Raw genomic sequence first — 20282 nt, 5'->3', positions numbered from 1 at the left:
CAATACGGCGAACCGATTACAGCGGACGGCAGGTCCTGAGGTAGCTGAGGAACGATGCCTGCAGACCAGTGACGTGCGTTTCGTGCAGGAGCTCGCTCGTGACCACTTCGCCGCGCGAGGTGAGGCGGTGAAGCACGGTGGCGGCGTTCTTCGCGAGGTTTTGGTAGACCGCCAGGTCTCCGAGCAGCTCTCGGTCGTTGAAGGTCACGTGAAGCCTGGCGGCACGCCGGCTTTCACCCATTTCGCTGAGCTGGTCGAAGATCTGACTGTCTTCAGCGAGGACGCCGGGGCTGCCCGCTCCGATGCTCTCGAAGAGGGTGGCTCCGGTGAGCCAGGCGTAGAGACTGAAGAGTCCGCCGTAGGAGTAGCCGAAGAGTCCGTGACCGCTTGCGGCTGTGCCATAGTCGCGTTCGATCCGCGGATGCAGGTCAGCGGTAAGGAAACTCAGGAACACATCGGCGTGAGTGTCACGTAATTCGGCGATGTAGGCGTCGGCTTCCTCGCGTGTCCTCGCTCCCGCTTCCAATCCCATCTCCACGGCATCGATGAGTTCCTTGGCGATGGGCTCGCCCGGTGGCACGAAGTCTCTGTTGCGCAGCCGATCCCAGTCCTGCGCCTCCTCACCCGCGTAACCAACGCTGACTTGGATGTAGGGCTGGATCCGTTGCATGGGGTCCATCTGGGTGACGATGAGGGGAGCCGTCAGGCCCACAGCCCAGTTGCCGTCGAGCACATACACGGCAGGCGCTTCTGTCGTGGCGCGGTCGTAGCCCGGCGGCGTGGTAACCCAGACGCCGTAGTCATGTCCACCGCTAGAACGCATTTCGATATAGTCGGTGTCGGCGAGACAGCCTTGCCACATGGAGCTCATCGAAGGTCCTTCACGATTCGGCGGGGCTCGCCGCACGGCGCCCTCAGCAGTTCTTTTCCATTGGATAATGGGTTATCCAATGGATAAACTGTGGGAGTGAGCTTGTCAAGCGCGGAACGCAAAGGCGACGCACGCGACCGTCTGCTGGCTCGGCTTCTCGACGCCTTCGAGGAGGACCTACCCTCGCCGGACATGTCGCTGCGTGAGATCGCCGCCCGGGCCGAGACCAGCCACGCCCTGCTGCGGTACCACTTCGGGTCACTCTCGGGTGTCTTGGCGGCCATGCTCACGGTGCAGCGAGCTCGTGACAACGAGGCGCTATTCAAGACCGCCCAGCAGGGCACCTTTGACGACCTCGTCGTGGCGATCTGGCGGGCCTACACCCGCCCGGACCAGCTGTCGCGTGTCCGCGGCTTCTTCCACGTCGTAGGACTCGCCGCGCAGAACCCAGGGAACTTTCACGAGTTCATCGACTCGCTCGACGACCTGACCACCCTGCTGGCCTCGCTCGCGCAACGCGAAGGGCATGACACCAAGGAAGCGCTGGACATGGCCACCGTCGCCGTTGCCGCGATTCGTGGTCTGCTCTTGCAAGAAGCCTTGGCGCCAGCAGGTCACTCGCAAGACGCGGTCGCCATGATCCTGCGAATGACCAAAGGCTGACGCGCTCAGCTTGATTGAGGGCCGGGCGTCACGGCCTTACCCGTTGTCCCGCCAGCTGAGCACCTCTTTGAGAGACGTGAGGTCGTAACCATTGTCAGCTGTGAGTTCGGTTTGGAACAACGTGACTCCTGCCTCGCGGAAGGCATCGGCGCTGTCGGCGTTCTCCCACAGCGTCGAGCGTTCGATATCGTCTCCGTTGCGGCCGAACGTCGCTGCCAGCTCGTCGACGCGGTCGCTGGACTTGCGGAAGGCGTCGAGGTCCTGAAACGCGTGCCAGATGTCGGCATGCCGGGCGACGGCCGGCAGCGAGCGCTTGGGGCCGGTGCCGCCGATGAGGATCGGTAGCTTGCGCACGGGCGGCGGAATCAGTGCCGCGAGCCGGTTCTCGATGCGGATCAAGCTCTCGTCGAACAGATCGAAGCGGGAGCCGAAGGTGCCGAAGTCGTAACCGTAGGTGGTGTAATCCTTTTCGTACCATCCCGCGCCGAGGCCGAGGATCAGCCGACCGCCGCTGATGTGGTCGACGGTGCGCGCCATGTCAGCCAGCAGGTCCGCGTTGCGGTAGCCGACGCCGGTGACGAGGAGACCGATCTCGGCGTGCGAGGTGATCTCGCCCCACGATGCGAGCGCGGTCCAACCCTCGAAGTTGGCGACGTCGGGCTGCTCGTCGAACAGGACCGGCTTGCCGTCGACGATTCCCTTCATCGCGGGGCGGTGGAAGTGGTCGTACCCGAAGATCACGTCGACGCCCAGGTCGTCGGCGGCCAGGACGGCCTCGCGCCAGGTGCGGTAATCGGGGGTGCCACCGGGCTGGATCTGCACGGCGACGCGGACGGGACGGGTCATGGATGCTCCTGAGTTGGGGGAGGGCGACTCTTGGGCCAAGCTCACGGGAGCAGAATTTATTCCGGGTCGGAACGTCGATGTTGTTGCAGTGCCGCCGCTTATCCCCGGATCGCTCGCGCTGCGCGTTCTGCGATGACCATGACCGGCGCGTTGGTGTTCCCTGAAGTGATGGTGGGCATCGCCGAAGCATCAACCACTCGAAGGCCGGCGACGCGGTACACGCGACAATCGGTGTCGAGCACCGTAGCGGCCGACCGCGGCAGACCACGTGTGTCAAAGGCTCCCATCGCGCAGGTGCCCACCGGATGAAAGATGGTGGTACCGAGCTCACTGGCCGCCTGCTGGAGGTCTTCGTCGCTCACCAGTTGCGGGCCGGGAAGCATTTCTTCTGGGCAGTAGCGGGCCAGGGGTTGGGCCGCCATGATCTGTCTGGTCATCCTCAAGCCCCGCACGGCGATTTCACGATCGGCGTCAGTGGACAGGTAGTTGCAGGTGACCTTCGGGTAGGTCAGCGGGTCTGCGCTGGCTATGCGCACATGACCCCGCGAGCTGGGTCGCAGATTGCAGACTGACGGAGTGATCGCTCCGAAGGGATGCAGCGGTTCGCCGAACTTGGCCAACGACAAGGGCTGCACATGCCACTCCAGATTGGGACTGGCCAGCGCTGGATCGCTTTTCGCGAAAGCTCCCAGCGTGGAAGGCGGCATGGTCATGGGTCCTGAGCGCAGCAACAGATACTGAAGTCCCATGCCTGCACGGGTGACCCAATTGCGGTACAGCGTGTTGACGGTGCGGGCTCCCCGCACCCGGTAGACCGTTCGCAGCTGCAGGTGGTCCTGGAGGTTTTCACCTACTCCGGGCAGGTCGACGGCCACCGGCACCTGATGCTGGGTGAGTAGCCCGGCCGGGCCCAGACCCGATGCCTGCATGAGTTGCGGCGACCCAATCGCTCCGGCGCTCAGGATCACCTCGCGGCGGGCCCGAACGTCGAGGATCTGGCCGTCTTTGAGCAGCCGCACACCGGTGGCGCGGTGCCGAGCCGTGGTCCAGGCGCCGCGACGCTGATCCTCGTGGACCTGGTCGTCCATCAGCAGCTGCAGGGCCTGAGTGTCGGTATAAATAGTGAGATTTGGCCGGTGGGCGACGGGATGCAGGAAGGCATCGGCCATCGACCAGCGACGGCCACGCCGTTGGTTGACGTGAAAGTACGCACTGCCGGCGTTGTCTCCGCGGTTGAACTCTTCAATCGGGTCGATGCCCACTTCGGCGGCGGCGGCCTGCCAGGCGTCCAAGATCTTCCAGCTCACTCGCGGCCGCTCGACGGCGATCTCACCGCCGGCGCCGTGCCAGTCGTCGGCCCCGCCGAAGTAGTCTTCCAACTCCTTGTAGATCGCCAGGGTCTCGCCGGCACCGTCCGGTCCGCCCCACAGCCATCGCTCGTCACCGGTGGCCTGTGACCATAGTTCGTAGTCGGAGGCCTGACCGCGCATGTGGATCATCGCGTTGATCGACGAGCTGCCGCCGATCACCCGGCCCCGCGCGTAGTGAATGCTGCGGCCCGCCAGACCTGGGTCGGGCTCGGTCGCGAAGCACCAGTCGGTGCGTGGGTTGGCAATCGTGTACAGGTAGCCCACCGGCACCTTGATCCAGAACCAGTTGTCCTTGCCGCCGGCCTCAATCAAGAGCACACGGTGATCAGGATTGGCGCTGAGCCGGTTGGCGAGCAGGCAGCCTGCACTGCCCGCGCCGACGATGACGAAGTCGAACTCGGCGACGGGGCTCATTTCCGGCTCGTTCCTCCAGGGGACCACATGCGTGTCTTAGTGTCTGCGATGCTAGTTGCGCGGTAGTTTGTCGCCATGGTGAGTCCCGGAGTGCCCATGCCGTGGTGGCAGATCGTCGCGATCATGGTTGCATTCGCCGTCGTGGCCGGGGTCTGCGTCGGTGTCCTCACCTCGCTCGCGGGCCTGCCCGGAGGCTGGGGCACCGTGGGCGTAGGCGCGGCGACAGGCGTTATCGGCGCCGTCCTTATCGGCCGCCGCAATTCCGCGAAGGGCGACTCTCAGTAGCGCGAGCGATCGCGGCGGTGTGAATCTCCAGCAGGATCGGAAACGCCACGTCGCACTCGGTGCCAACGTCGGATTTCGAAGGACACTGGGCGCGAGTAACGTTACGGCACTTTCTATTACGGCTTCCGCCAAGCGGCTACCCGGCTGGGGGACCCTGACAGTACCCGTACTGCGGGGATCTCCTTGGCGTCCGGAATGCAGCCTAGATTGCTATGAAAGCTTCTCGGCGAGCAAGAAGGGCGATAAGTGGCAACCAGTCAATTCGCAACGCATGCAGAACTTTTCGATTTGAGCGGTAAGCGCGGCCTGGTCACCGGTGGCACCAGGGGCATCGGGATGATGATCGCGCGCGGGCTCCTCCAGGCGGGTGTTCGCCTGGTCATCAGCTCACGCAGCGCGGAAGCGTGTGCTCAGGCGCAGGAACAGCTGTCCGAATACGGCGACGTCTGGGCGGTCCCCGCCGATCTGTCCCGGCACGAGGAGTGTGACCGCCTCGCTCACCTGGTGACGGCCGACTCTGGGAGTCTCGACATCCTGGTCAACAATGCGGGCGCAATGTGGGACGAGCCGTTGGCGACGTTCCCGGACGCGGCCTGGGACACCGTCATCGACCTCAACCTGAAGTCGCCGTTTTGGCTGGTACAGGCGCTGCTGCCGGCACTTCGCAGCGCTGGGACCGCCGATGATCCCGCGCGGATCATCAACATCGGCAGCATCGCCGCCATACACATCCCTGCGCGGCCCAACTACTCGTACTCCAGCAGCAAGGCTGCGCTGCATCAACTCACCAGAGTGCTCGCCAAGGAGCTGGGCCCGCAGCACATTACGGTGAACGCAGTGGCGCCGGGACCCTTCCCGTCGACGATGATGGCTGCAACTCTCGACGAGTTCGGCGAGGCGATCGCTGCGTCGGCCCCGCTGCGCCGGATCGGCCGCGACGACGACATGGCGGGTGTCGCCGTGTTCCTGGCCAGCCGTGCAGGCGCCTACCTAACGGGCACCATCGTCCCCGTCGACGGAGGGATCGCCACGACCGCCTGACCCCGAGGCTTCGGGGTATTGGCGGTACCTCCCTTCGCTTGCGGTGCACCCTTACGGTGAGTGGATGGACGCCGTGCTTGATCTGCGCACCGAGATTCAAGAATTTCTGCGGTCGCGTCGCGCCCGCATCGCGCCTGAGATGGCTGGCCTGCCCGCCTACGGGGGCAATCGTCGGGTCAAGGGGCTGCGTCGAGAGGAGGTAGCGCTACTCGCCGGGATATCGGTCGAGTATTACGTGCGCATCGAGCGCGGCAGTCTGGCTGGCACCTCGGAGGGCGTGCTCGACGCGCTAGCCACGGCCTTACAGCTCAGCGAAGCGGAGCGCGATCACTTGTTTCATCTCGCACGCCAGTCCGGTGCGCCCGCTAGTCGACGGCACAGCAAACCTGCCGCAACGGTGCGTCCCGCTCTGCAAGAGATGCTGGACGCCATGACCGGGGCGCCGGCGTTGATCCGCAATGGGCGCCATGACGTGCTCGCCACGAATCACCTTGGCCGGGCACTCTTTTCCCCGATGCTGGCCGATCCGCGACGGCCCGCCAACACAGTGCGGTTCGTGTACTTGCATCCCAGCGAGGCCGAGACGTTCTTCGTCGACTACGACCATGCGGCGCGAAATGCGGCCGCGATGTTGCGCATGGAATTGGGCCGTAGTCCCCATGATGAGGAGCTCATCGCCTTGGTGAGCGAATTATCAGCGGGCAGTGAGCTGTTCCGGCAGCAGTGGGCATCTCAGGACGTGCGGCTGCACGGAAACGGGAGCAAGCGGGTGAATCATCCGGTGGTGGGACTGCTCGACTTGAACTTCGAGTCCATGGATCTGCCCACCGACCCTGGCCTGCAGTTGAATGTTTACACCGCACCGGCGGGCGGCCCGGCCGCTGGCAGTCTGGCCCTGTTGGCGTCGTGGGCGAGCCAGGAAACGTTGACGACCGAGCTTCATGCCGCCAGCGGATAGCCCACCCTTCAGTCCGTCCGCGTCAGCGAAGCATTGGCTGCGGCTGCGTCCCGGCGGCGATAGGAGGAGCGCTACAGGCGGCCAGTGATCACTGTCTCGGGGAACGCGTCAACCCGGCTCCGGCCACTTCGCAGAAGCCTGGGTCGTCCCGGCCCAATGGGGTGCAATATGCGGTAAACGCCTCATGCGCAGAGCCACGACAGAGCACACTTTCTCTGCAGTCGGCTGAATGCAAAGGACCTTTCCGTGTCAATGCGCAGTAGTTCTCCCGGTACGGGCTCCCGGGGACCGCAGAGGACGGCCAATCCGCTACTGGCCACGGCTGCCGCCGTTGGCGGGGGTTCTGGCCACTATTTTTGGGATCGGTAGCCGAGCAGGTCGGGTCAGCTTGTCTGAACGACGCCACACGGTGTGGCGCAACACAGGGAAGGACGAACATGACCAGTCACAAGAAGGGCACCCGGTTGCTCGCAAGCGCCGTGCTCGCGGGCAGCCTCGCCCTCACCGGCGTCGCGCTGACTCCCGGCATCGCCGAAGCCAGGTGCAACGCGCTGAGCGAGTGCAGCCAGGTGTGGTGCCCCGGACAGCCATTGCCGGTCGGCGGCTCCGGTATGCAACCGAACGTCAAGTGGGACATGAACGTCTGCCACACCTGGTACTACGGTTTCGCCGGTCACACCGGCTCGACCGACGGGCAGGTCGAAGTGGGGTGGCGAATCATGGAGGGCGAGCCGTCGCCCGTTCCGGGCCTCTACTGAGTCAACGTGCGCAAGGTCAGCACACCGCTGCGACGCCCCGCGACCAGCCATCGCGGCGGTAGCGACGATCCGACCGCGACGCCGTACCAGTCGTGTTCGGGTCCGGCAAGCGCTACGTCGGATCGGTCGACGCACAGCACCTGCTCGAAAATCCTGACGTGGTGATTTAGGGCAACCGGGTGCTTCGCCTGCGCTATCGGGTGCGCAGTTGACCCCGATTGGTTTTTGGGGGAGAGGCGGTACGGGGATGGAGCACCGCGCGTCAGTTGCGTCGCGGTGTCACAGCGCGTCGTACACCGCGGCGATGAGCCGATAGGCACGGCGATCGCCGGCCAGCCAGTCGCGGCGCAGGTTGGGCACGAAGGCGAAAGCGACCTTGTGTTCGAGATCTGCCAGTCCCACCGAGCCACCGGCCCCGGGGTGACCGAAAACAGTCCGGCGCGCAGGTTCGGGCACCACGAAGTTCTGCGACGGCAGCATGTAGCCGAGGCCGAATGCGCTTTCCAAGCGCAGCACCCGGTCGCGGCCGCGTACGCGTTCTGTTATCGCTTCGCGCAGAAGATCCGGGGCAACCAGGGTTCCGCCGATCAGGTCGCCATAGAATTTGGCCAGATCACAAGCGGTAGCGACTAGGCCAGCTGCGGGCCAGCCGGCCGCTAGTACTTCTGGATCATTATAGGATGCAACGGGATTCGATGACGCTTTGATAAACAGCGATTCTGGATCGGCCATTGCGGCCACCATCTCGGTGACCGTGTCGTCCGGTATCGGCGGCGCGTTCTCGGCGCTCCAGACCCGTTGCTCGGGGGGTGGGGAGCTGATCCGGGCAGCCTCGCGCACCGCCGCGCCCGAAGCGCCGATGAGCAGCCGATCACCCAATTGGCGCCGGGTGAACTCGCCGACTGTCATACCCGTGTGGCGGCGTACGAATTCGCCGACCAGCCATCCGAAAGTCAAAGCGTGATAACCATGTTCGGTCCCGGGCTGCCAGAGCGGGCATTGGCTCGCCAACAGCTCGGCCATCGCCGCGGGATCCGCTGCTTCGGCCACCGAAACCGGGCGCTCCAAGACGGGCAACCCGGCGCGGTGGGCCATCAGATCGCTCAGCGTGGTCTCGTGCTTGTCGTGTTGTCCGAATTCCGGCCACCAGGCGCTCACTGGTTCGTCGGCACCATGGCCGCGCTGCTGGGCGACCACGAGGGCCGCGGTCGCCGTCACACCCTTGGTGCAGGAGAAGGTCGGACAAGCGGTGTCGCGCGTCCATGGACGTCCGGTCCGTCTATCGGCGATGCCTCCCCAAAGATCCACCACGGCACGACCGTCGACGAATACCGCCACCGCGGCCCCGAGGTCGTCGCCGTTGGCTAAACCTGCTTCAAAGACGGCCTTCACTTCCGCAAACGCGGGGTCAGCGTGCCCCGCCACTGAACTGGGCATAGATCGAATTAGAACACGTTCTAGTATTGGTCGAGTGTGGATCTGGGCACTTCATCGAAGGGCTTTGACCAATGCGAGCCCTAGGGGGCCATTGCCTTGGCCGACAACGCGAAACCCCTTGCGTTCGTAGAGGCGCTTGGCGGGGATGCTCAGGACACCCACGATCCCACGCCGCCAATCGTGTCGATCGTGATGTGAGTCAGGTACCCGGGCGGTGCATCGGGCGGCGGGAAACCTGTGCCGGGGCCGAATATCGACGTAGCGATCTCGTCGAGCAGTTCGGGAGCACCGCCCTCCTCGATTCGGGCCGTGCCCTTGATCGACAGATAGGGTGTCTGCGGCCCGCTGCGGTCAGTGGAGACGATAGTGACCGCCACGCGGGGGTCGCGCCGAACGTTGCGGATCTTCTGATGCTCCAGCAGATGAGCGCTGATTAGCGCATCGCTGCCGTCGGCCAGAGTCCGCACCCTCACCCAGACCAGGCTGATTTGCGGGCTGCCGTCCCGGTTGACGGTGACCAGCGTTGCGGGGTTGGAACCGATGAGTTGGCGTGCCATGTCGTTGAGTCTCATGATGCGACTGTCCGTCCTTGATGACGAGCGGAACCGATGCTCCACCCTCTACTAAGTCCGACGAACGGTGCAGTCGGAATCCGACGACCGGAATCAACGAAGACAGTTCCCGGCATTGCGCCGATCGGATCGGGGGGGAGTCATGCCCTCAGGGCAACGGCGTTATCGAAGCCCGAATGGGGCTGGGATTCAGTGCAATCCGGCCGTACTGGTATGTCGTCATATTCGATGATGTCGCGGCGGTTTCAATCGAGCAAAGGAACCGCAGTCAACCCGCGATGCGAGGGTCGATATCGACTGCATGGCTTTAATGTTGGCTGATGTGGCCGGATTGGACAATTGTGTGACGCGCTGGCGGGTGGCCATGCACGTAATAGTCACGTCGTTGATAATTGTCACCTCCGGACTAGCGATCACGCCGGTGGCTCATGCGGCCGCCGCCGCGGCGAGGCTGTCGGTGTCATCCACGTGGCAAACCGGTTTCATCGGTCACTTCACCATCGTCAACGGGAGCACGGCGGCGATGACGGATTGGCGGCTCGAATTCGACTTGCCGGCGGGTGAATACGTCTCGCATACGTGGAGCAGCACCCTCGTGCAACACGGCACGCACTATGTTCTCACCCCTGCGACGTGGAATCGCATCATTGCGCCGGGCGGCTCGGCCACAGGTGGTCTGAGAGGCGTGGTCACCGGCTTCTACACACCACCGTCGAATTGTGTGCTCAACGGGCAATACCCCTGCACGTAGAGGCTTTTGTGCGCCTAGGTTTGACCACTCCGATGCGCGCCCACTGCATGCCAATTGAGCGATTCGGTCATAGTTCCGGCCGGGCGAGCGGTTCAGCCGAAAATTTGACCCACGCCAATGGAACGCGCGAGAGTGAGTCCATGAGGACGATCACATACCGCCACTCGGCAGTCGTCGGCATGGCCGTCATCGCATTGATCACCGCGGGCTGCAGCAATGACAAGAGCGTCGACGCATCTGCGCCGCCGCAGGTCGGGTTGATCGCCACCTCCGAAACTGAAGCCCCGCCCACCGAAGTGAAGCTCACCGGGGAGAGAGACGTCGAGGTGACGCTGACCGGTCCGATTGCGGCGAAGTACGCGTCGGCAACCGAGTATCAACGGAAAGCTCTCGGCAAGCCACTGACGGGTGACCGGAATGCGGGAGCGCGGGAGAGCGGTGTGGTGTTCCAGCAGTTTCAGGGCGGCGTGATCACTGCTAAGAACGACGAAGCGGGCACTCCTGGATGCATCACCTGGGGCAAGATCCGCGAGGCCTGGAATGTCCAGCGCGACGCAGCGGGCGTCCCTGCGGTCACCGGCGATAACGGCTCAGTGGGTCCGCTGGGCGCGCCCACCAGCGACGAGAACACCGTCGGCGATCTCCTCGTCACGACCTTCGAACACGGCAAGATCGAGTACGACCCGAAGACCGACCAGGTCGAGGTGACCGTCAACGGCAAGGTCGTACCTTCCGGGCTCTGATGAACGCGGCGCAGGTTTACGTGCAACCGCCGTCGTGCATGCAATTTGGCGAAAATCCCTAGGGCACTTACCAAGTCGAGATCAGCCAAACTGGGGGACCACTCGGTATTGACGGACTTGTTCCAGGATCGCCCGGCTATCGGCCTGCTAGTGGAAGCAGCGGAGCAACTGGTTGAGGTCGAGCGGGCAATGATGGCATTCCTCGGCCTTGCTCGATGAATGAATATGGGGTGGCCCACTAGGCCTACGCGCAACCCGCTACTGGAGGGTCGCGTAGATTCTTGAGAACAATCCGAGCACCTAACGCAGCATTCAACGAAGGCCATCATGTCCGAGGATCAGAACACAGACGTTCCACCGAATCACCTCTCCATCGATCCGAGCAGCGCGTTCTACAGCGAAGAGGTGCTTCGCCGCGACGTGGGTATTCGGTTCAATGGCGTCGAGAAAACCAATGTTCACGAATACGACGTGGCCGAGGGTTGGGTGCGTGTTGAAGTCCCGACCGCGAAGGATCGCCGCGGAAATCCTATGGTCGTCAAGCTCAGTGGCACGGTCGAACCTTATTTCCGCTAAGCGGAATAGGGGACGCCCGGAATTTCACCGGTCGAGGCCGATGGTCCCGCGCCAGTCCTGCAACGCAAGTTCGTGGGTGTAGCACCTCGGGCTCAGACGTTCACTCCAATGGCTCGGGGGTGAAGGTGACGTCCACACCGCCCACCGTCATGGTCACCTGACCCTCCATCACCATCACCTGCGCCGAGACCCGACGATCGACAGTCTGGGCTAGCTGCTGCACCGGTGCGTGCGGTATCTGCACCACCGACAGGTTCCGCAGCCCCGACACTTTGGGTCCCACGGTGCGCCACCAGGTGCCCACGCCGGCGGCGAACGGGAACAGCAGCACCTGGTCGGCCTGGCTGGCCGCCTTGGTCAAGGCGCGATCATCGGGCTGGCCAACGTTGATCCACTCCAAGATCCGGCCCGTGTAGTCCGCGAGCCGCAAGTCCGGTACGCCAGGGGTGGACAGCCCCGCCCCGAACGCCAACTCACCGTCGATGTCGCTGAGCCGGTGCGCGCGCAGCCCAAAAGCCAACAACCGCACCACCATCCGCTCATCGGTCTCACTGGGATGACGGGCCATTGTCAGCGCGTGATCGGCGTAGTAACCGTGATCGACATCGGAGACACCAAGTTCGACTTTGAACACTGTTGCAGAAAGGGCCACGTCATAGTGTCCACCCTGGTGGTGTTCCGCGAATAGTCAGGCCGCTTCGACTGGTCAGGCGACCGCGCTGGCCGCCGGATCGAGTCGGCCCGGTAGCCGATGGATTCGAGACGGTATGACACGGTTCGAGCTGCGATTTTGCAGCAGGGGAGTCGTGTGCCGGCGCCTGTCTCGTTTCTCTAGAAATGAGACGGCAGCGCGACACCATCTAGTAATGGTTGAGCACAGATCTTGGAGACAGCACCAATGCGAGCCCTAGGGGACCATTGCCTTGGCCGACAACGCGAAACCCCTTGCGTTCGTTGAGGTGGAGACGTCGCTATTGCCGGGACCACTGCGGCGCGATCAATTGACATGTCTTCGCGATTGGTTCTGGCACAAGTTTGTTTGCTGAAGGCATCCACGCATTCTGCATGTACGGTAGCGTTTAGCATCCCACATTGGTACCATTCCGCTATGAGCAAGCAGATCGCCGTTCGGCTTCCGGATGAAGTCGTCGATTTCATTGACAGGGAAGTGGACCAGCGGCACGTCGAGAGCCGCGCATCATTTGTACTCAAAGCGCTCGAACGCGAGCGTCGGCGGCTGATCGCTGCCCGCGATGCGGCGATTCTCGCCGAGCGGACCACCGCAAACGATGACTTGGATGCACTCGCTGCTCATGCCTCCGCCTTCGAACTGGATATCGATTGAGACCAATTCACGTCGCCCAGCTTGATAAGGCTCGGCCGGTTCTGATCCTGACTCGGGAGCTCGTACGGCCTCACCTAACCAGGGTCACCGTGGCACCGATCACCGGAACAGTTCGCGGCTTGTCGACCGAAGTTCCAGTAGGTGTGCGTAACGGGCTCGAGAAAAATTCCGTCGTCAGCGTCGACAACATTGTCACGATCCCGGTTGCGGCACTGGGTCGTCAGATCGGGTTCTTTCTTCCTGATCAAGAGGAATTGCTAACAACGGCGATCCACCACGCGTTCGATCTCGATTGACAGGGGATTACGCAGCAGGCCGTCTTGATTCACCTGATGAACACGGCGTATTTTACTTGACATAGTGTAGGTTATCGGCACAAGATCGCGCTGCCTGGTGAGTAGCCGTTGCAGTGCCGCAAGGCAATTGATGTCCGATCCGGAACCAGTTGAGAGTAATCCCGAGAAATCTAGGGCTGTCCGACTTCTCGCATTGCGTTCCAGAACTATCTGACAGTGCCACCCGCCGAGGTGCACCTGCGGTTGTTTCGGCCGGCGAACGCATGGCACTGGGCCTGAATCCGCGACTACCCGACAGCGCCGGACCGGACGATTGACGGTCTAGAACTACCTGACACCGGCGGACACTCCCGATCGCGAAACCCTGCACGCAGAACCCAATTCGTCACTGTGACGTAACCACGTGGTGCAGCCGCCTCCCAGGACGTCGTCTCGCATCCCGACTGGTTCGCCGAGTTCCTCAATGATCGCCACAGGTTGTGGCGACGTCCTGACCGCCAACCAACGCCTGGTGATCTCCGACCGCAGATCGCAGCCCGCCGCTAGGCATCCACGCCGACAAACCGCCCTACGCTGCTAAAGATCTCGCCACCTGGTATCCCAACATCGTCACGTTCACCGAACGTTTCCTCCAACAAGACGTGCCTATCAACAGACAGGTTTGCGCGTCCGCGCCCTGCTTGAGATTGGCCTTCAGTACGTCTGCGCCGCGTCGGCCGACTTCCTAGCCTCCGACAAAGTGTCCCTGCTCCGCAGCCGAACGGTCGTCACCGACGCCGGCATGTGGGCCACACTGTGCTGAACGTTCAGCCCACCCGACGTGCCTATTGTTAACAATCTACGATAGTGTAGGCGCTTCGTGAGGCTTATCACGTCTTGTGTCAGAAGGGAACGAACAATTTCTATGGCTACCTACGCAGTGATCAACCCCGCGACCGGTAAGACCGTGGCGGAATATCCGAACATCACCGATGCCGAGATCGCTGGCGCGATCGGCCGCGCCGACGAGGCGCAGCGCAGCTGGAAGACCCGGCCGGTTGCCGAACGCGCTGCCATCATCGGCAAGGTCGCCGACCTGTACGAGGAGCGCGCCGACGAGCTGGGCGCGATCATTACCCGGGAAATGGGTAAGCCCATCACATCGGCGATCGGCGAGGCCAAGTTCACCGCATCCATCTACCGCTATTACGCGAACATCGCTGACTCTCTTCTCGCCGATGAACCTATTGAGCTATTGGGGGGCAACGGTTCTGCTGTTATCCGGCGGTCCCCGATCGGCGTGGTGCTGGGCATCATGCCGTGGAACTACCCGTACTACCAGGTTTCTCGATTCGGTGGACCCAACCTCTTGGTCGGTAACACCGTGCTGCTCAAGCCAGCTCCGCAGTGTCCGGAATCGGCGGCTGCGATGGAGAAGATCTTCCACGAGGCCGGTGTCCCGGCCGACGCCTACATCAGTGTCCTGGCGACTAATGAGCAAGTTGAGTCCGTCATCGCCGACCCGCGGGTTCGCGGTGTATCGCTGACCGGTTCAGATGCAGCCGGCTCCGCAGTCGCCGAGCTCGCCGGCCGTCACCTCAAGAAGGTCGTACTCGAGCTCGGCGGTTCCGATCCGTTCATCCTTCTGTCGACCGATGACTTGGACGGGATCGTCGGAAGTGCAGTGGGTGCGCGGATGGGCAACGCGGGTCAGGCGTGCAACGCTGCCAAACGCTTCATCGTGGCCGATGGGCTCTACGACGATTTCGTCACGAAGTTCGCAGCGAAAATGGCCGATCGCGCACCCGGCGATCCGCGGAGCGCGGACACCACCACCGGCCCGCTGTCGTCCGCCCGCGCGGCCGAACGCCTGGAGGCGCAGGTTAAGAAGGCCGTCGATCAGGGAGCCACGTTGGTACTCGGGGGCACCCGGCAGGGCACCTTCTTCGCACCGACCGTATTGACAGATATCACCCCGGAGTCCGATGCTTTCGGCCAAGAATTCTTCGGTCCAGTGGCTCAGGTCTACCGGGCGGGTTCCGAGGCGGAGGCCATCGAGTTGGCAAACGCGACCGAATTCGGACTGGGCTCTTATGTTTTCAGCACTGACGCCGAGCAGGCGCAGCGGGTGGCCGATCAGATCGAGGCCGGGATGGTCTTCATCAACACCACCGATGGTGAGGGCCCGGAGGTGCCGTTCGGTGGCGTCAAGAAGTCCGGTTTCGGTCGCGAGCTGGGCCGGCTGGGCGCCGAGGAGTTCGTCAACAAGAAACTCATCCGCGTCGGCTAGTTCATAGGTCTGGCACCAGGATCATCGTGGGGAGCCACCCGTCCTGGGTGGCTCCTTACGGTGCTCCTCAGCAGTTTCCGAGCGTCCGCTCGGCCGTGGCCTGTCGTGCCCGGCATCGCGGCAGAAGTTCGGCGAGTCGTCCAGACACACCGTCCACCCCGAGCGGTGGAGCCGTCTCATCCCGGTTCCCACAGAGTACGGCGACGAGCCTCGTCACCGGCGCCAGAAGCGAGCTACTTTCTTGGGTTCTTCGTACCCATCCAGCGAACACTTTTGGTGCATAGCTTAATTCGTGGATGGCGATGCCTTGTGGATCGGGCATGTCGATGTGCGAACAGCTCAACCTCGCGAAGGTGCTCGTCTGTCGCGACGGTGCCGGTCCAACCACCCCGTTCCACCGCAAGGGCTTAACACGACCATCGCGGACAGGTAGGAATTGGCGATGTCCTCACGGTCTAACTCAATGGTCGTTGTACCGAGGGCGGATTCGTGCCGCAGGCCTTGTCGAACCAAATTCTTCTCATTTCGGGCCACCACGGTCGGGGCATGTCGTGCACCGCGAGAGCCTTCATCAAGACACGACAATGGTTCTAGATCCGCACCAAGGCCGCCGCGCTACGACGGTCAAGAAGTCGTCGTAGTGACCGGCAGGTTGCGCTTGTCCACGACGTTCAGCATCGGAGCCCCCCGACGCCAGCGGTCGAGATTGTCAAGGAAGAGCGCAACCGAACTATCTTGCCATCCAATGACATCGCCGGACATGTGCGGCGAGACCAGCACATTCTCCATTCCCCAGAACGGAGAATCGGCCGCCAGCGGTTCCTGCACGAAGACATCGAGTCCGGCCGCGGCGATATGCCCGGACCGCAGGCTCGCCAATAGCGCATCCTCGTCCACCAGGGGGCCGCGACCGACATTGAACAGCCGCGATCCCGGCTTCATACCCGCCAGGAACTGAGCATCGACGACTCCGCTAGTCTCCGGCGTCAGCGGCAGCGCCACGACGACGTCATCGGCGTGGGGCAACAAGGATTGCAGATCGGACAGCGCGTGAATCGGCCCCAACTCAGCGTCCTCACGCGCGGAGCGACCGACGATTTCAACCACCATGCCCACCGCGCGAAGTAGCAAGGCGATCTCTCGCCCAACACCACCAGGTCCGAGCAATAGCACGCGCCGACCGCGAATCATTCCGACGGCCCGATGGTCCCATAGGGCGGCCCGTTGGGACTCGACAGAACGCCGGAGGTCTTTGGCGAAGTACAGCTGCGCAGCGAGTACCCATTCCGCCATGGGCGGTTCGAACACACCACGCGTGTTGGTGATCGTGACTGCAGAGTCCACGATCTCGGTGGTTAGCAGAGCATCCAAGCCGACGCTGTTGGTGTGGATCCAGCGCAGGTCTCCCGGTCCGAACTTTCGCAGGAGGTCACTCTTGAAATCCCAGATGAATGCGATCTCGGCCTTTTGGCCCGCCTCTCGCAGCCCTCTCTCGTCGGACACGTCGAAAATGTTCGCTTTCGCCTCCAGCGCAGCAAACGCTGGTGGCAACACCGAGCCTTCAAGGCGGATGACTGCGACATTGGGACGACTCATATTGGATCCAATCGCTTATTGTCGATATCGAATCAGGCTTCTACCCAAGCGGCCGAGATGTTAGGGATCGACCCGAAACTACGGGTGACACCCTTTGCAGGGAGCCCATCGGTTGCCGGTTACTTTCGCAGATCAGGCCTTCGGCTTCACCATGACGTGCTTGACGTTGCTGAAGTCGTCGAGCGAGATCGACGAAAGGGTCTTCCCATAGCCGGAATGGCCGTAGCCGCCGAAAGGCATTTCGGGAACCGTGTTCTGGTGGTGATTCACCCAGACCGTGCCGAAAGCCAATGCCGCGGTCATCCGTTGCGTGCGGTCCAGATCCTTCGTCCAGATACTGGCCGCTAGCCCGTAGACGACGTCGTTGGCCATCTGCAGCATTTGGTCGTCATCCGCAGCGCGCTGGATGGTGACGACAGGCCCGAAGACTTCTTTCTGAATGATCTCGGAGCTTTGGTCGACGTCGGTGATTACCGTAGGCGCGTAGAAGTACCCGTCACGATCTACTCGGGCGCCGCCGCAGCGCACCGTCGCGCCATCCGCACGCGCGCGATCGACGAAACCGATGACACGTTCGAGTTGCTTGGCCGATACCACCGGCCCCATGACGGTTGCGTCGTCCGACGGATCACCAACAACGACATTTGCGATTCGTCTGACATAGGCGTCGACGAAGTCGTCATAGACCGCGTCGGAAACGATGACTCGACATGCGGCACAGCAGTCCTGGCCGGCATTGCCGAATCCGCAAGCGACCAGAGCCGCCACCGTGGCTTCGAGATCCGCGTCGTCGAAGACCAAAACTGGTGCCTTGCCGCCGAGTTCGAGGTGTACGCGCTTGAGTCCCGAGGCGGCATTTGCCGCCACCTTCATGCCTGTGGACACATCGCCGGTGAGCGACACCAACCCGACGCCCGGATGGCTGACCAACGTGGCACCCACCCGACCGTCTCCGAGCACGACCGTGAGGACGCCGGTGGGCAGAATGTCTGCGACCAGTTCGGCGAAACGGATTGTGGTCAGCGGTGTCAACTCCGAGGGCTTGAGCACCACAGTGTTCCCCGCCGCCAACGCCGGGGCGAGCTTGAAGATCGCCTCCAAGAGCGGAAAGTTCCACGGTGTAATCAGACCGACGACGCCGATCGGCTCACGCAGCGCGTAGGACAGAATCCCCGGTGCGTACTCTCCGGCGTTCAGGCCGTGTGCCGACCGAGCAGCGCCAGCGGCCCACCGCATAGCATCCGCGGACGGTGAAATCTCTTCACGTGCATGACTTAACGGCTTACCGACGTTGCGGGACTCCAGTTCGGCCAGCTCGTCGCCATATTCTTCGAGCCGATCGGCGATCTGCAGCAGATAAGAGCTGCGCTCGCCCGGGGTGAGGGCTGACCATGCTGGCAGCGCCGCTGCCGCCGCCGCTACTGCCGCATCGATATCGGTATCCATCGGCAGCACTGCAAGCGATGTGCCATCGGCAGGATTGACGACCTCGAACGTCGCGTCCGCCTGAGTCGGAGCTACTGCGGTATCAGTCATCGATCAACTTCCTTGGGCTTGTTTCATCCACACAGCCATGGGCGACCATGCCGAGTAGTTACTACGATAATTGTCAACAATCTACAACAGTCGATGTCTCGACGCAATGCCCGGACGGCGCGGCTGCTGAAAACACGTCACCTACGGTTAACGTCACTGACGGTAGAATGTACATTGTTGACAATACTGGACCCTTGGTTCTAGCGTCGCCGGTATGAAGTTGCACACAGCCCCCTCCCCTGCCGCCTTGGTCGAGGGCAAGGCCTATGTACTAGGCGGCACCGTCGAACACGAAAACCGGATCAGCTGGATACCACCCGACACCAAGGGCTCGGCCGCGCTGAACGCCTATGTCCTCAAACAGGGCAGTCGCGGGATCATGGTCGACACCTCGATGCCCGTCATGGGCGACTCGATCGTTGGCCAACTCCAAGATCTGGAGCTGGACAGCCTGACCATCCTCATGACGCGCCCCGTCGAGTTCGACAGCATGGGTAACACCGAACACCTGCTTCGGAACTTCAACGTCGACGCCGTTTACGCCGAACTGTTCTTCCCGCCGCAGGACTGGACGACGTTCCGCGACGAAGACGGCGTGCCTGACTTCGAGCCCCGGGTGTACAAGAAGGGCACCACCATCGAGCCCGTCCCGGGCCGACCCGTGGAACTGATCGATGCACGCCTGAAGTTGCTGGCGTGCGCGTGGGTGTTCGATCCCGCGACAGGCATCCTTTTCACCTCGGATGCCTTTTCACACGGAATGGCACCGAAGCCCGGCGTCCAGGTCCTCACGGCGGAGAACGACACCACCACTGCCGACGATGTCAAGGCTCAGTTGCTGACCAAGTACGACTGGCTGGCCGCAGCATTCACCGACCCCTTGCGAGCCTTCCTCGACGATGTCTTCACCAATCACGACATCACGACGATTGCCCCAACCATCGGATGCGTGTTGCAAGGGCGCGACACCGTCGAACGCCACCACGAACTGGTCGACAACGCTTTGGGCCAGCTGAAGGAAATGGAGGACATCCTATGACCGCGATCATCAACCAGTTCGGTGTCGTCGACGATCCCGACAACACCGCGGGCAAGATTCTTCCCCGCCAGATCGCACCCGGGGTGCACTGGCTTGGCGACTGCATGCTGTGGCCCGGACAGGAAAAACTCGAACACTCCTACACCGCAATCTTCCTGGTGTCCGGTGACGACGCGAGCCTTCTCGTCGACACCGGCCACCCGAAAGACTGGGAGGTCGAGAAGAAGCAGCTCGACGAGTTGCTCGTCGGCAAGGGCCTGGCCCCGCTGAAGTACGTGTTCCCGACCCATCCGGAGGTGACCCACTCCGGTAATCTCGGTCGGCTGCTCGAGCGCTACCCAGACGCTGTCGCGGTCGGAGACATGCGCGATCAGCACCTGATCTTCCCGCAGCACGAGCACCGCCTGATGCACAAGGAGGCAGGAGACTCGATCAATCTGGGCAATCGCGAGTTCAAGTTCGTCGAGGCGGTGTTCCGTGACTTGCTGAACACGCTGTGGGGTTACGACGTGCAGGAGCAGGTGCTCTTTTCCAGCGACGGTATGGGATTCGGCCACTACCACGGCGAGGAGCACTGCGGAAAGTTCGCCGAGGAGATCCCGGACCTGCCGATCGCCGAACTCACCGGCATCTTCTTGGAGTACGCCCTCTACTGGTCACGCCTCAAGAGCGTGGAGCCCAAGATCGCTCAGCTCAACCACATGCTGGACGTTGAGTATCCGACCAAATTGGTCTGCGGTGCTCACGGCAGCAGCATTTCCGATCCGGAGATCACCCTGCCGAAGGTCAAGGACGGCATGCGGAAGTTGGCCAAGCAGTTCACGATGCAGTAACGCAGCGGTCCAACAGGTCACCACCGGCGGACCCGAGAACGTGCTCACGGGAGGCAGCACGTTTTCGGGCGCCGGCCTCCGTG

General features: G+C 62.7%; 21 protein-coding genes and 1 pseudogene. 14 read left to right on the top strand and 8 right to left on the bottom strand.

Translation table 11 applies throughout. The annotated features are described in order from the left end of the window. Positions 1-16 precede the first annotated feature (16 nt). Positions 17-871 (bottom strand): alpha/beta hydrolase, encoded by an 855-nt coding sequence (locus N536_RS0111780; protein WP_029113783.1) that lies wholly within the window; start codon positions 869-871, stop codon positions 17-19. 96 nt (positions 872-967) lie between these two features. Here N536_RS0111780 and N536_RS0111775 point away from each other — a divergent pair, with 96 nt between their 5' ends. Continuing rightward, positions 968-1534 carry a TetR/AcrR family transcriptional regulator gene (locus N536_RS0111775; RefSeq protein ID WP_029113782.1) on the top strand — a complete coding sequence of 189 codons (567 nt, stop codon included), beginning with the start codon at positions 968-970 and terminating at the stop codon, positions 1532-1534. Between the two features lie 36 nt (positions 1535-1570). Here N536_RS0111775 and N536_RS0111770 read toward each other — a convergent pair whose 3' ends face one another. Both N536_RS0111770 and N536_RS0111765 read right to left on the bottom strand, forming a co-directional pair. Then, positions 1571-2380, bottom strand: a complete 810-nt coding sequence (locus tag N536_RS0111770) for an LLM class F420-dependent oxidoreductase (protein WP_029113781.1) — start codon at positions 2378-2380, stop codon at positions 1571-1573. 98 nt (positions 2381-2478) lie between these two features. Then, entirely contained in the window at positions 2479-4164 is a 1686-nt protein-coding gene (locus tag N536_RS0111765) for a GMC family oxidoreductase (RefSeq protein ID WP_029113780.1), read from the bottom strand. Between the two features lie 75 nt (positions 4165-4239). Between N536_RS0111765 and N536_RS0111760 the strand changes: the two genes are divergently transcribed. The 5 genes and pseudogenes from N536_RS0111760 to N536_RS42155 form a co-directional block, all read left to right on the top strand. Beyond that, positions 4240-4449: a hypothetical protein gene (locus N536_RS0111760; RefSeq protein WP_155948555.1), complete on the top strand. Its 210-nt coding sequence runs from the start codon at positions 4240-4242 to the stop codon at positions 4447-4449. A gap of 246 nt (positions 4450-4695) precedes the next feature. After that, positions 4696-5490, top strand: a complete 795-nt coding sequence (locus tag N536_RS0111755) for an SDR family oxidoreductase (protein ID WP_029113778.1) — start codon at positions 4696-4698, stop codon at positions 5488-5490. Between the two features lie 64 nt (positions 5491-5554). Continuing rightward, positions 5555-6448, top strand: a complete 894-nt coding sequence (locus N536_RS0111750) for a helix-turn-helix transcriptional regulator (RefSeq protein ID WP_029113777.1) — start codon at positions 5555-5557, stop codon at positions 6446-6448. A gap of 437 nt (positions 6449-6885) precedes the next feature. Beyond that, entirely contained in the window at positions 6886-7206 is a 321-nt protein-coding gene (locus N536_RS38180; protein ID WP_051574438.1) for a hypothetical protein, read from the top strand. A gap of 77 nt (positions 7207-7283) precedes the next feature. Next, positions 7284-7376 (top strand): annotated as a pseudogene (locus tag N536_RS42155) (dihydrofolate reductase); the annotation flags it as partial. A 109-nt stretch (positions 7377-7485) separates the two neighbouring features. Here the strand turns inward: N536_RS42155 and N536_RS0111735 are convergent. Then, positions 7486-8643, bottom strand: coding sequence for a serine hydrolase domain-containing protein (locus N536_RS0111735; RefSeq protein WP_029113776.1), 1158 nt, complete (start codon positions 8641-8643; stop codon positions 7486-7488). 149 nt (positions 8644-8792) lie between these two features. After that, positions 8793-9215, bottom strand: a complete 423-nt coding sequence (locus tag N536_RS0111730; RefSeq protein ID WP_029113775.1) for a TIGR03618 family F420-dependent PPOX class oxidoreductase — start codon at positions 9213-9215, stop codon at positions 8793-8795. A 322-nt stretch (positions 9216-9537) separates the two neighbouring features. Between N536_RS0111730 and N536_RS0111725 the strand changes: the two genes are divergently transcribed. The 3 genes from N536_RS0111725 (at position 9538) to N536_RS0111710 (ending at position 11285) form a co-directional block, all read left to right on the top strand. Then, on the top strand, positions 9538-9966 hold the full coding sequence (locus N536_RS0111725) for a cellulose-binding domain-containing protein (protein ID WP_029113774.1): 429 nt from the start codon (positions 9538-9540) through the stop codon (positions 9964-9966). 140 nt (positions 9967-10106) lie between these two features. Then, the gene (locus tag N536_RS0111720; RefSeq protein WP_029113773.1) at positions 10107-10709 is read left to right on the top strand and encodes an LGFP repeat-containing protein; all 603 of its coding nucleotides are present in this window, start codon (positions 10107-10109) and stop codon (positions 10707-10709) included. A 327-nt stretch (positions 10710-11036) separates the two neighbouring features. Continuing rightward, entirely contained in the window at positions 11037-11285 is a 249-nt protein-coding gene (locus N536_RS0111710) for a DUF3297 family protein (RefSeq protein WP_029113772.1), read from the top strand. 100 nt (positions 11286-11385) lie between these two features. Here the strand turns inward: N536_RS0111710 and N536_RS0111705 are convergent, their stop codons facing one another. Beyond that, the gene (locus N536_RS0111705) at positions 11386-11937 is read right to left on the bottom strand and encodes a YaeQ family protein (protein ID WP_029113771.1); all 552 of its coding nucleotides are present in this window, start codon (positions 11935-11937) and stop codon (positions 11386-11388) included. Positions 11938-12393: 456 nt separating this feature from the next. Between N536_RS0111705 and N536_RS0111700 the strand changes: the two genes are divergently transcribed. From N536_RS0111700 to N536_RS0111685, 3 genes are all read left to right on the top strand, one after another. Next, positions 12394-12630 (top strand): YlcI/YnfO family protein, encoded by a 237-nt coding sequence (locus tag N536_RS0111700; RefSeq protein ID WP_029113770.1) that lies wholly within the window; start codon positions 12394-12396, stop codon positions 12628-12630. Beyond that, the gene (locus tag N536_RS0111695) at positions 12627-12926 is read left to right on the top strand and encodes a type II toxin-antitoxin system PemK/MazF family toxin (RefSeq protein ID WP_029113769.1); all 300 of its coding nucleotides are present in this window, start codon (positions 12627-12629) and stop codon (positions 12924-12926) included. The genes N536_RS0111700 and N536_RS0111695 overlap by 4 nt, the downstream gene beginning before the upstream one ends. A 904-nt stretch (positions 12927-13830) precedes the next feature. Continuing rightward, positions 13831-15195, top strand: a complete 1365-nt coding sequence (locus N536_RS0111685) for an NAD-dependent succinate-semialdehyde dehydrogenase (protein ID WP_029113768.1) — start codon at positions 13831-13833, stop codon at positions 15193-15195. A 624-nt stretch (positions 15196-15819) separates the two neighbouring features. On the opposite strand, the gene N536_RS38175 is transcribed toward N536_RS0111685, so the two are convergent. Both N536_RS38175 and N536_RS0111675 read right to left on the bottom strand, forming a co-directional pair. Continuing rightward, on the bottom strand, positions 15820-16791 hold the full coding sequence (locus N536_RS38175; RefSeq protein WP_036436090.1) for a D-2-hydroxyacid dehydrogenase: 972 nt from the start codon (positions 16789-16791) through the stop codon (positions 15820-15822). 132 nt (positions 16792-16923) lie between these two features. Continuing rightward, entirely contained in the window at positions 16924-18327 is a 1404-nt protein-coding gene (locus N536_RS0111675) for an aldehyde dehydrogenase family protein (RefSeq protein ID WP_029113767.1), read from the bottom strand. A 214-nt stretch (positions 18328-18541) separates the two neighbouring features. Here N536_RS0111675 and N536_RS0111670 point away from each other — a divergent pair, with 214 nt between their 5' ends. Both N536_RS0111670 and N536_RS0111665 read left to right on the top strand, forming a co-directional pair. Further along, entirely contained in the window at positions 18542-19366 is an 825-nt protein-coding gene (locus tag N536_RS0111670; protein WP_029113766.1) for an MBL fold metallo-hydrolase, read from the top strand. Next, entirely contained in the window at positions 19363-20199 is an 837-nt protein-coding gene (locus tag N536_RS0111665) for an MBL fold metallo-hydrolase (RefSeq protein WP_029113765.1), read from the top strand. The genes N536_RS0111670 and N536_RS0111665 overlap by 4 nt, the downstream gene beginning before the upstream one ends. The last annotated feature ends 83 nt before the right edge of the window (positions 20200-20282 follow it).

Source organism: Mycobacterium sp. URHB0044 (assembly GCF_000620625.1).
Lineage (GTDB): Bacteria > Actinomycetota > Actinomycetes > Mycobacteriales > Mycobacteriaceae > Mycobacterium.
The sequence above is the reverse complement of the archived record's forward strand: the minus strand, read 5'-3'. Positions and strand labels throughout refer to the sequence as shown.

Coding starts and splice junctions, on each gene's coding strand:
- N536_RS0111780 (WP_029113783.1), bottom strand. CDS start 871: ATGAGCTCCATGTGGCAAGGCTGTCTCGCCGACACCGACTATATCGAA.
- N536_RS0111770 (WP_029113781.1), bottom strand. CDS start 2,380: ATGACCCGTCCCGTCCGCGTCGCCGTGCAGATCCAGCCCGGTGGCACC.
- N536_RS0111765 (WP_029113780.1), bottom strand. CDS start 4,164: ATGAGCCCCGTCGCCGAGTTCGACTTCGTCATCGTCGGCGCGGGCAGT.
- N536_RS0111760 (WP_155948555.1), top strand. CDS start 4,240: ATGGTGAGTCCCGGAGTGCCCATGCCGTGGTGGCAGATCGTCGCGATC.
- N536_RS0111750 (WP_029113777.1), top strand. CDS start 5,555: ATGGACGCCGTGCTTGATCTGCGCACCGAGATTCAAGAATTTCTGCGG.
- N536_RS38180 (WP_051574438.1), top strand. CDS start 6,886: ATGACCAGTCACAAGAAGGGCACCCGGTTGCTCGCAAGCGCCGTGCTC.
- N536_RS0111735 (WP_029113776.1), bottom strand. CDS start 8,643: ATGCCCAGTTCAGTGGCGGGGCACGCTGACCCCGCGTTTGCGGAAGTG.
- N536_RS0111730 (WP_029113775.1), bottom strand. CDS start 9,215: ATGAGACTCAACGACATGGCACGCCAACTCATCGGTTCCAACCCCGCA.
- N536_RS0111720 (WP_029113773.1), top strand. CDS start 10,107: ATGAGGACGATCACATACCGCCACTCGGCAGTCGTCGGCATGGCCGTC.
- N536_RS0111710 (WP_029113772.1), top strand. CDS start 11,037: ATGTCCGAGGATCAGAACACAGACGTTCCACCGAATCACCTCTCCATC.
- N536_RS0111700 (WP_029113770.1), top strand. CDS start 12,394: ATGAGCAAGCAGATCGCCGTTCGGCTTCCGGATGAAGTCGTCGATTTC.
- N536_RS0111685 (WP_029113768.1), top strand. CDS start 13,831: ATGGCTACCTACGCAGTGATCAACCCCGCGACCGGTAAGACCGTGGCG.
- N536_RS38175 (WP_036436090.1), bottom strand. CDS start 16,791: ATGAGTCGTCCCAATGTCGCAGTCATCCGCCTTGAAGGCTCGGTGTTG.
- N536_RS0111675 (WP_029113767.1), bottom strand. CDS start 18,327: ATGACTGATACCGCAGTAGCTCCGACTCAGGCGGACGCGACGTTCGAG.
- N536_RS0111670 (WP_029113766.1), top strand. CDS start 18,542: ATGAAGTTGCACACAGCCCCCTCCCCTGCCGCCTTGGTCGAGGGCAAG.
- N536_RS0111665 (WP_029113765.1), top strand. CDS start 19,363: ATGACCGCGATCATCAACCAGTTCGGTGTCGTCGACGATCCCGACAAC.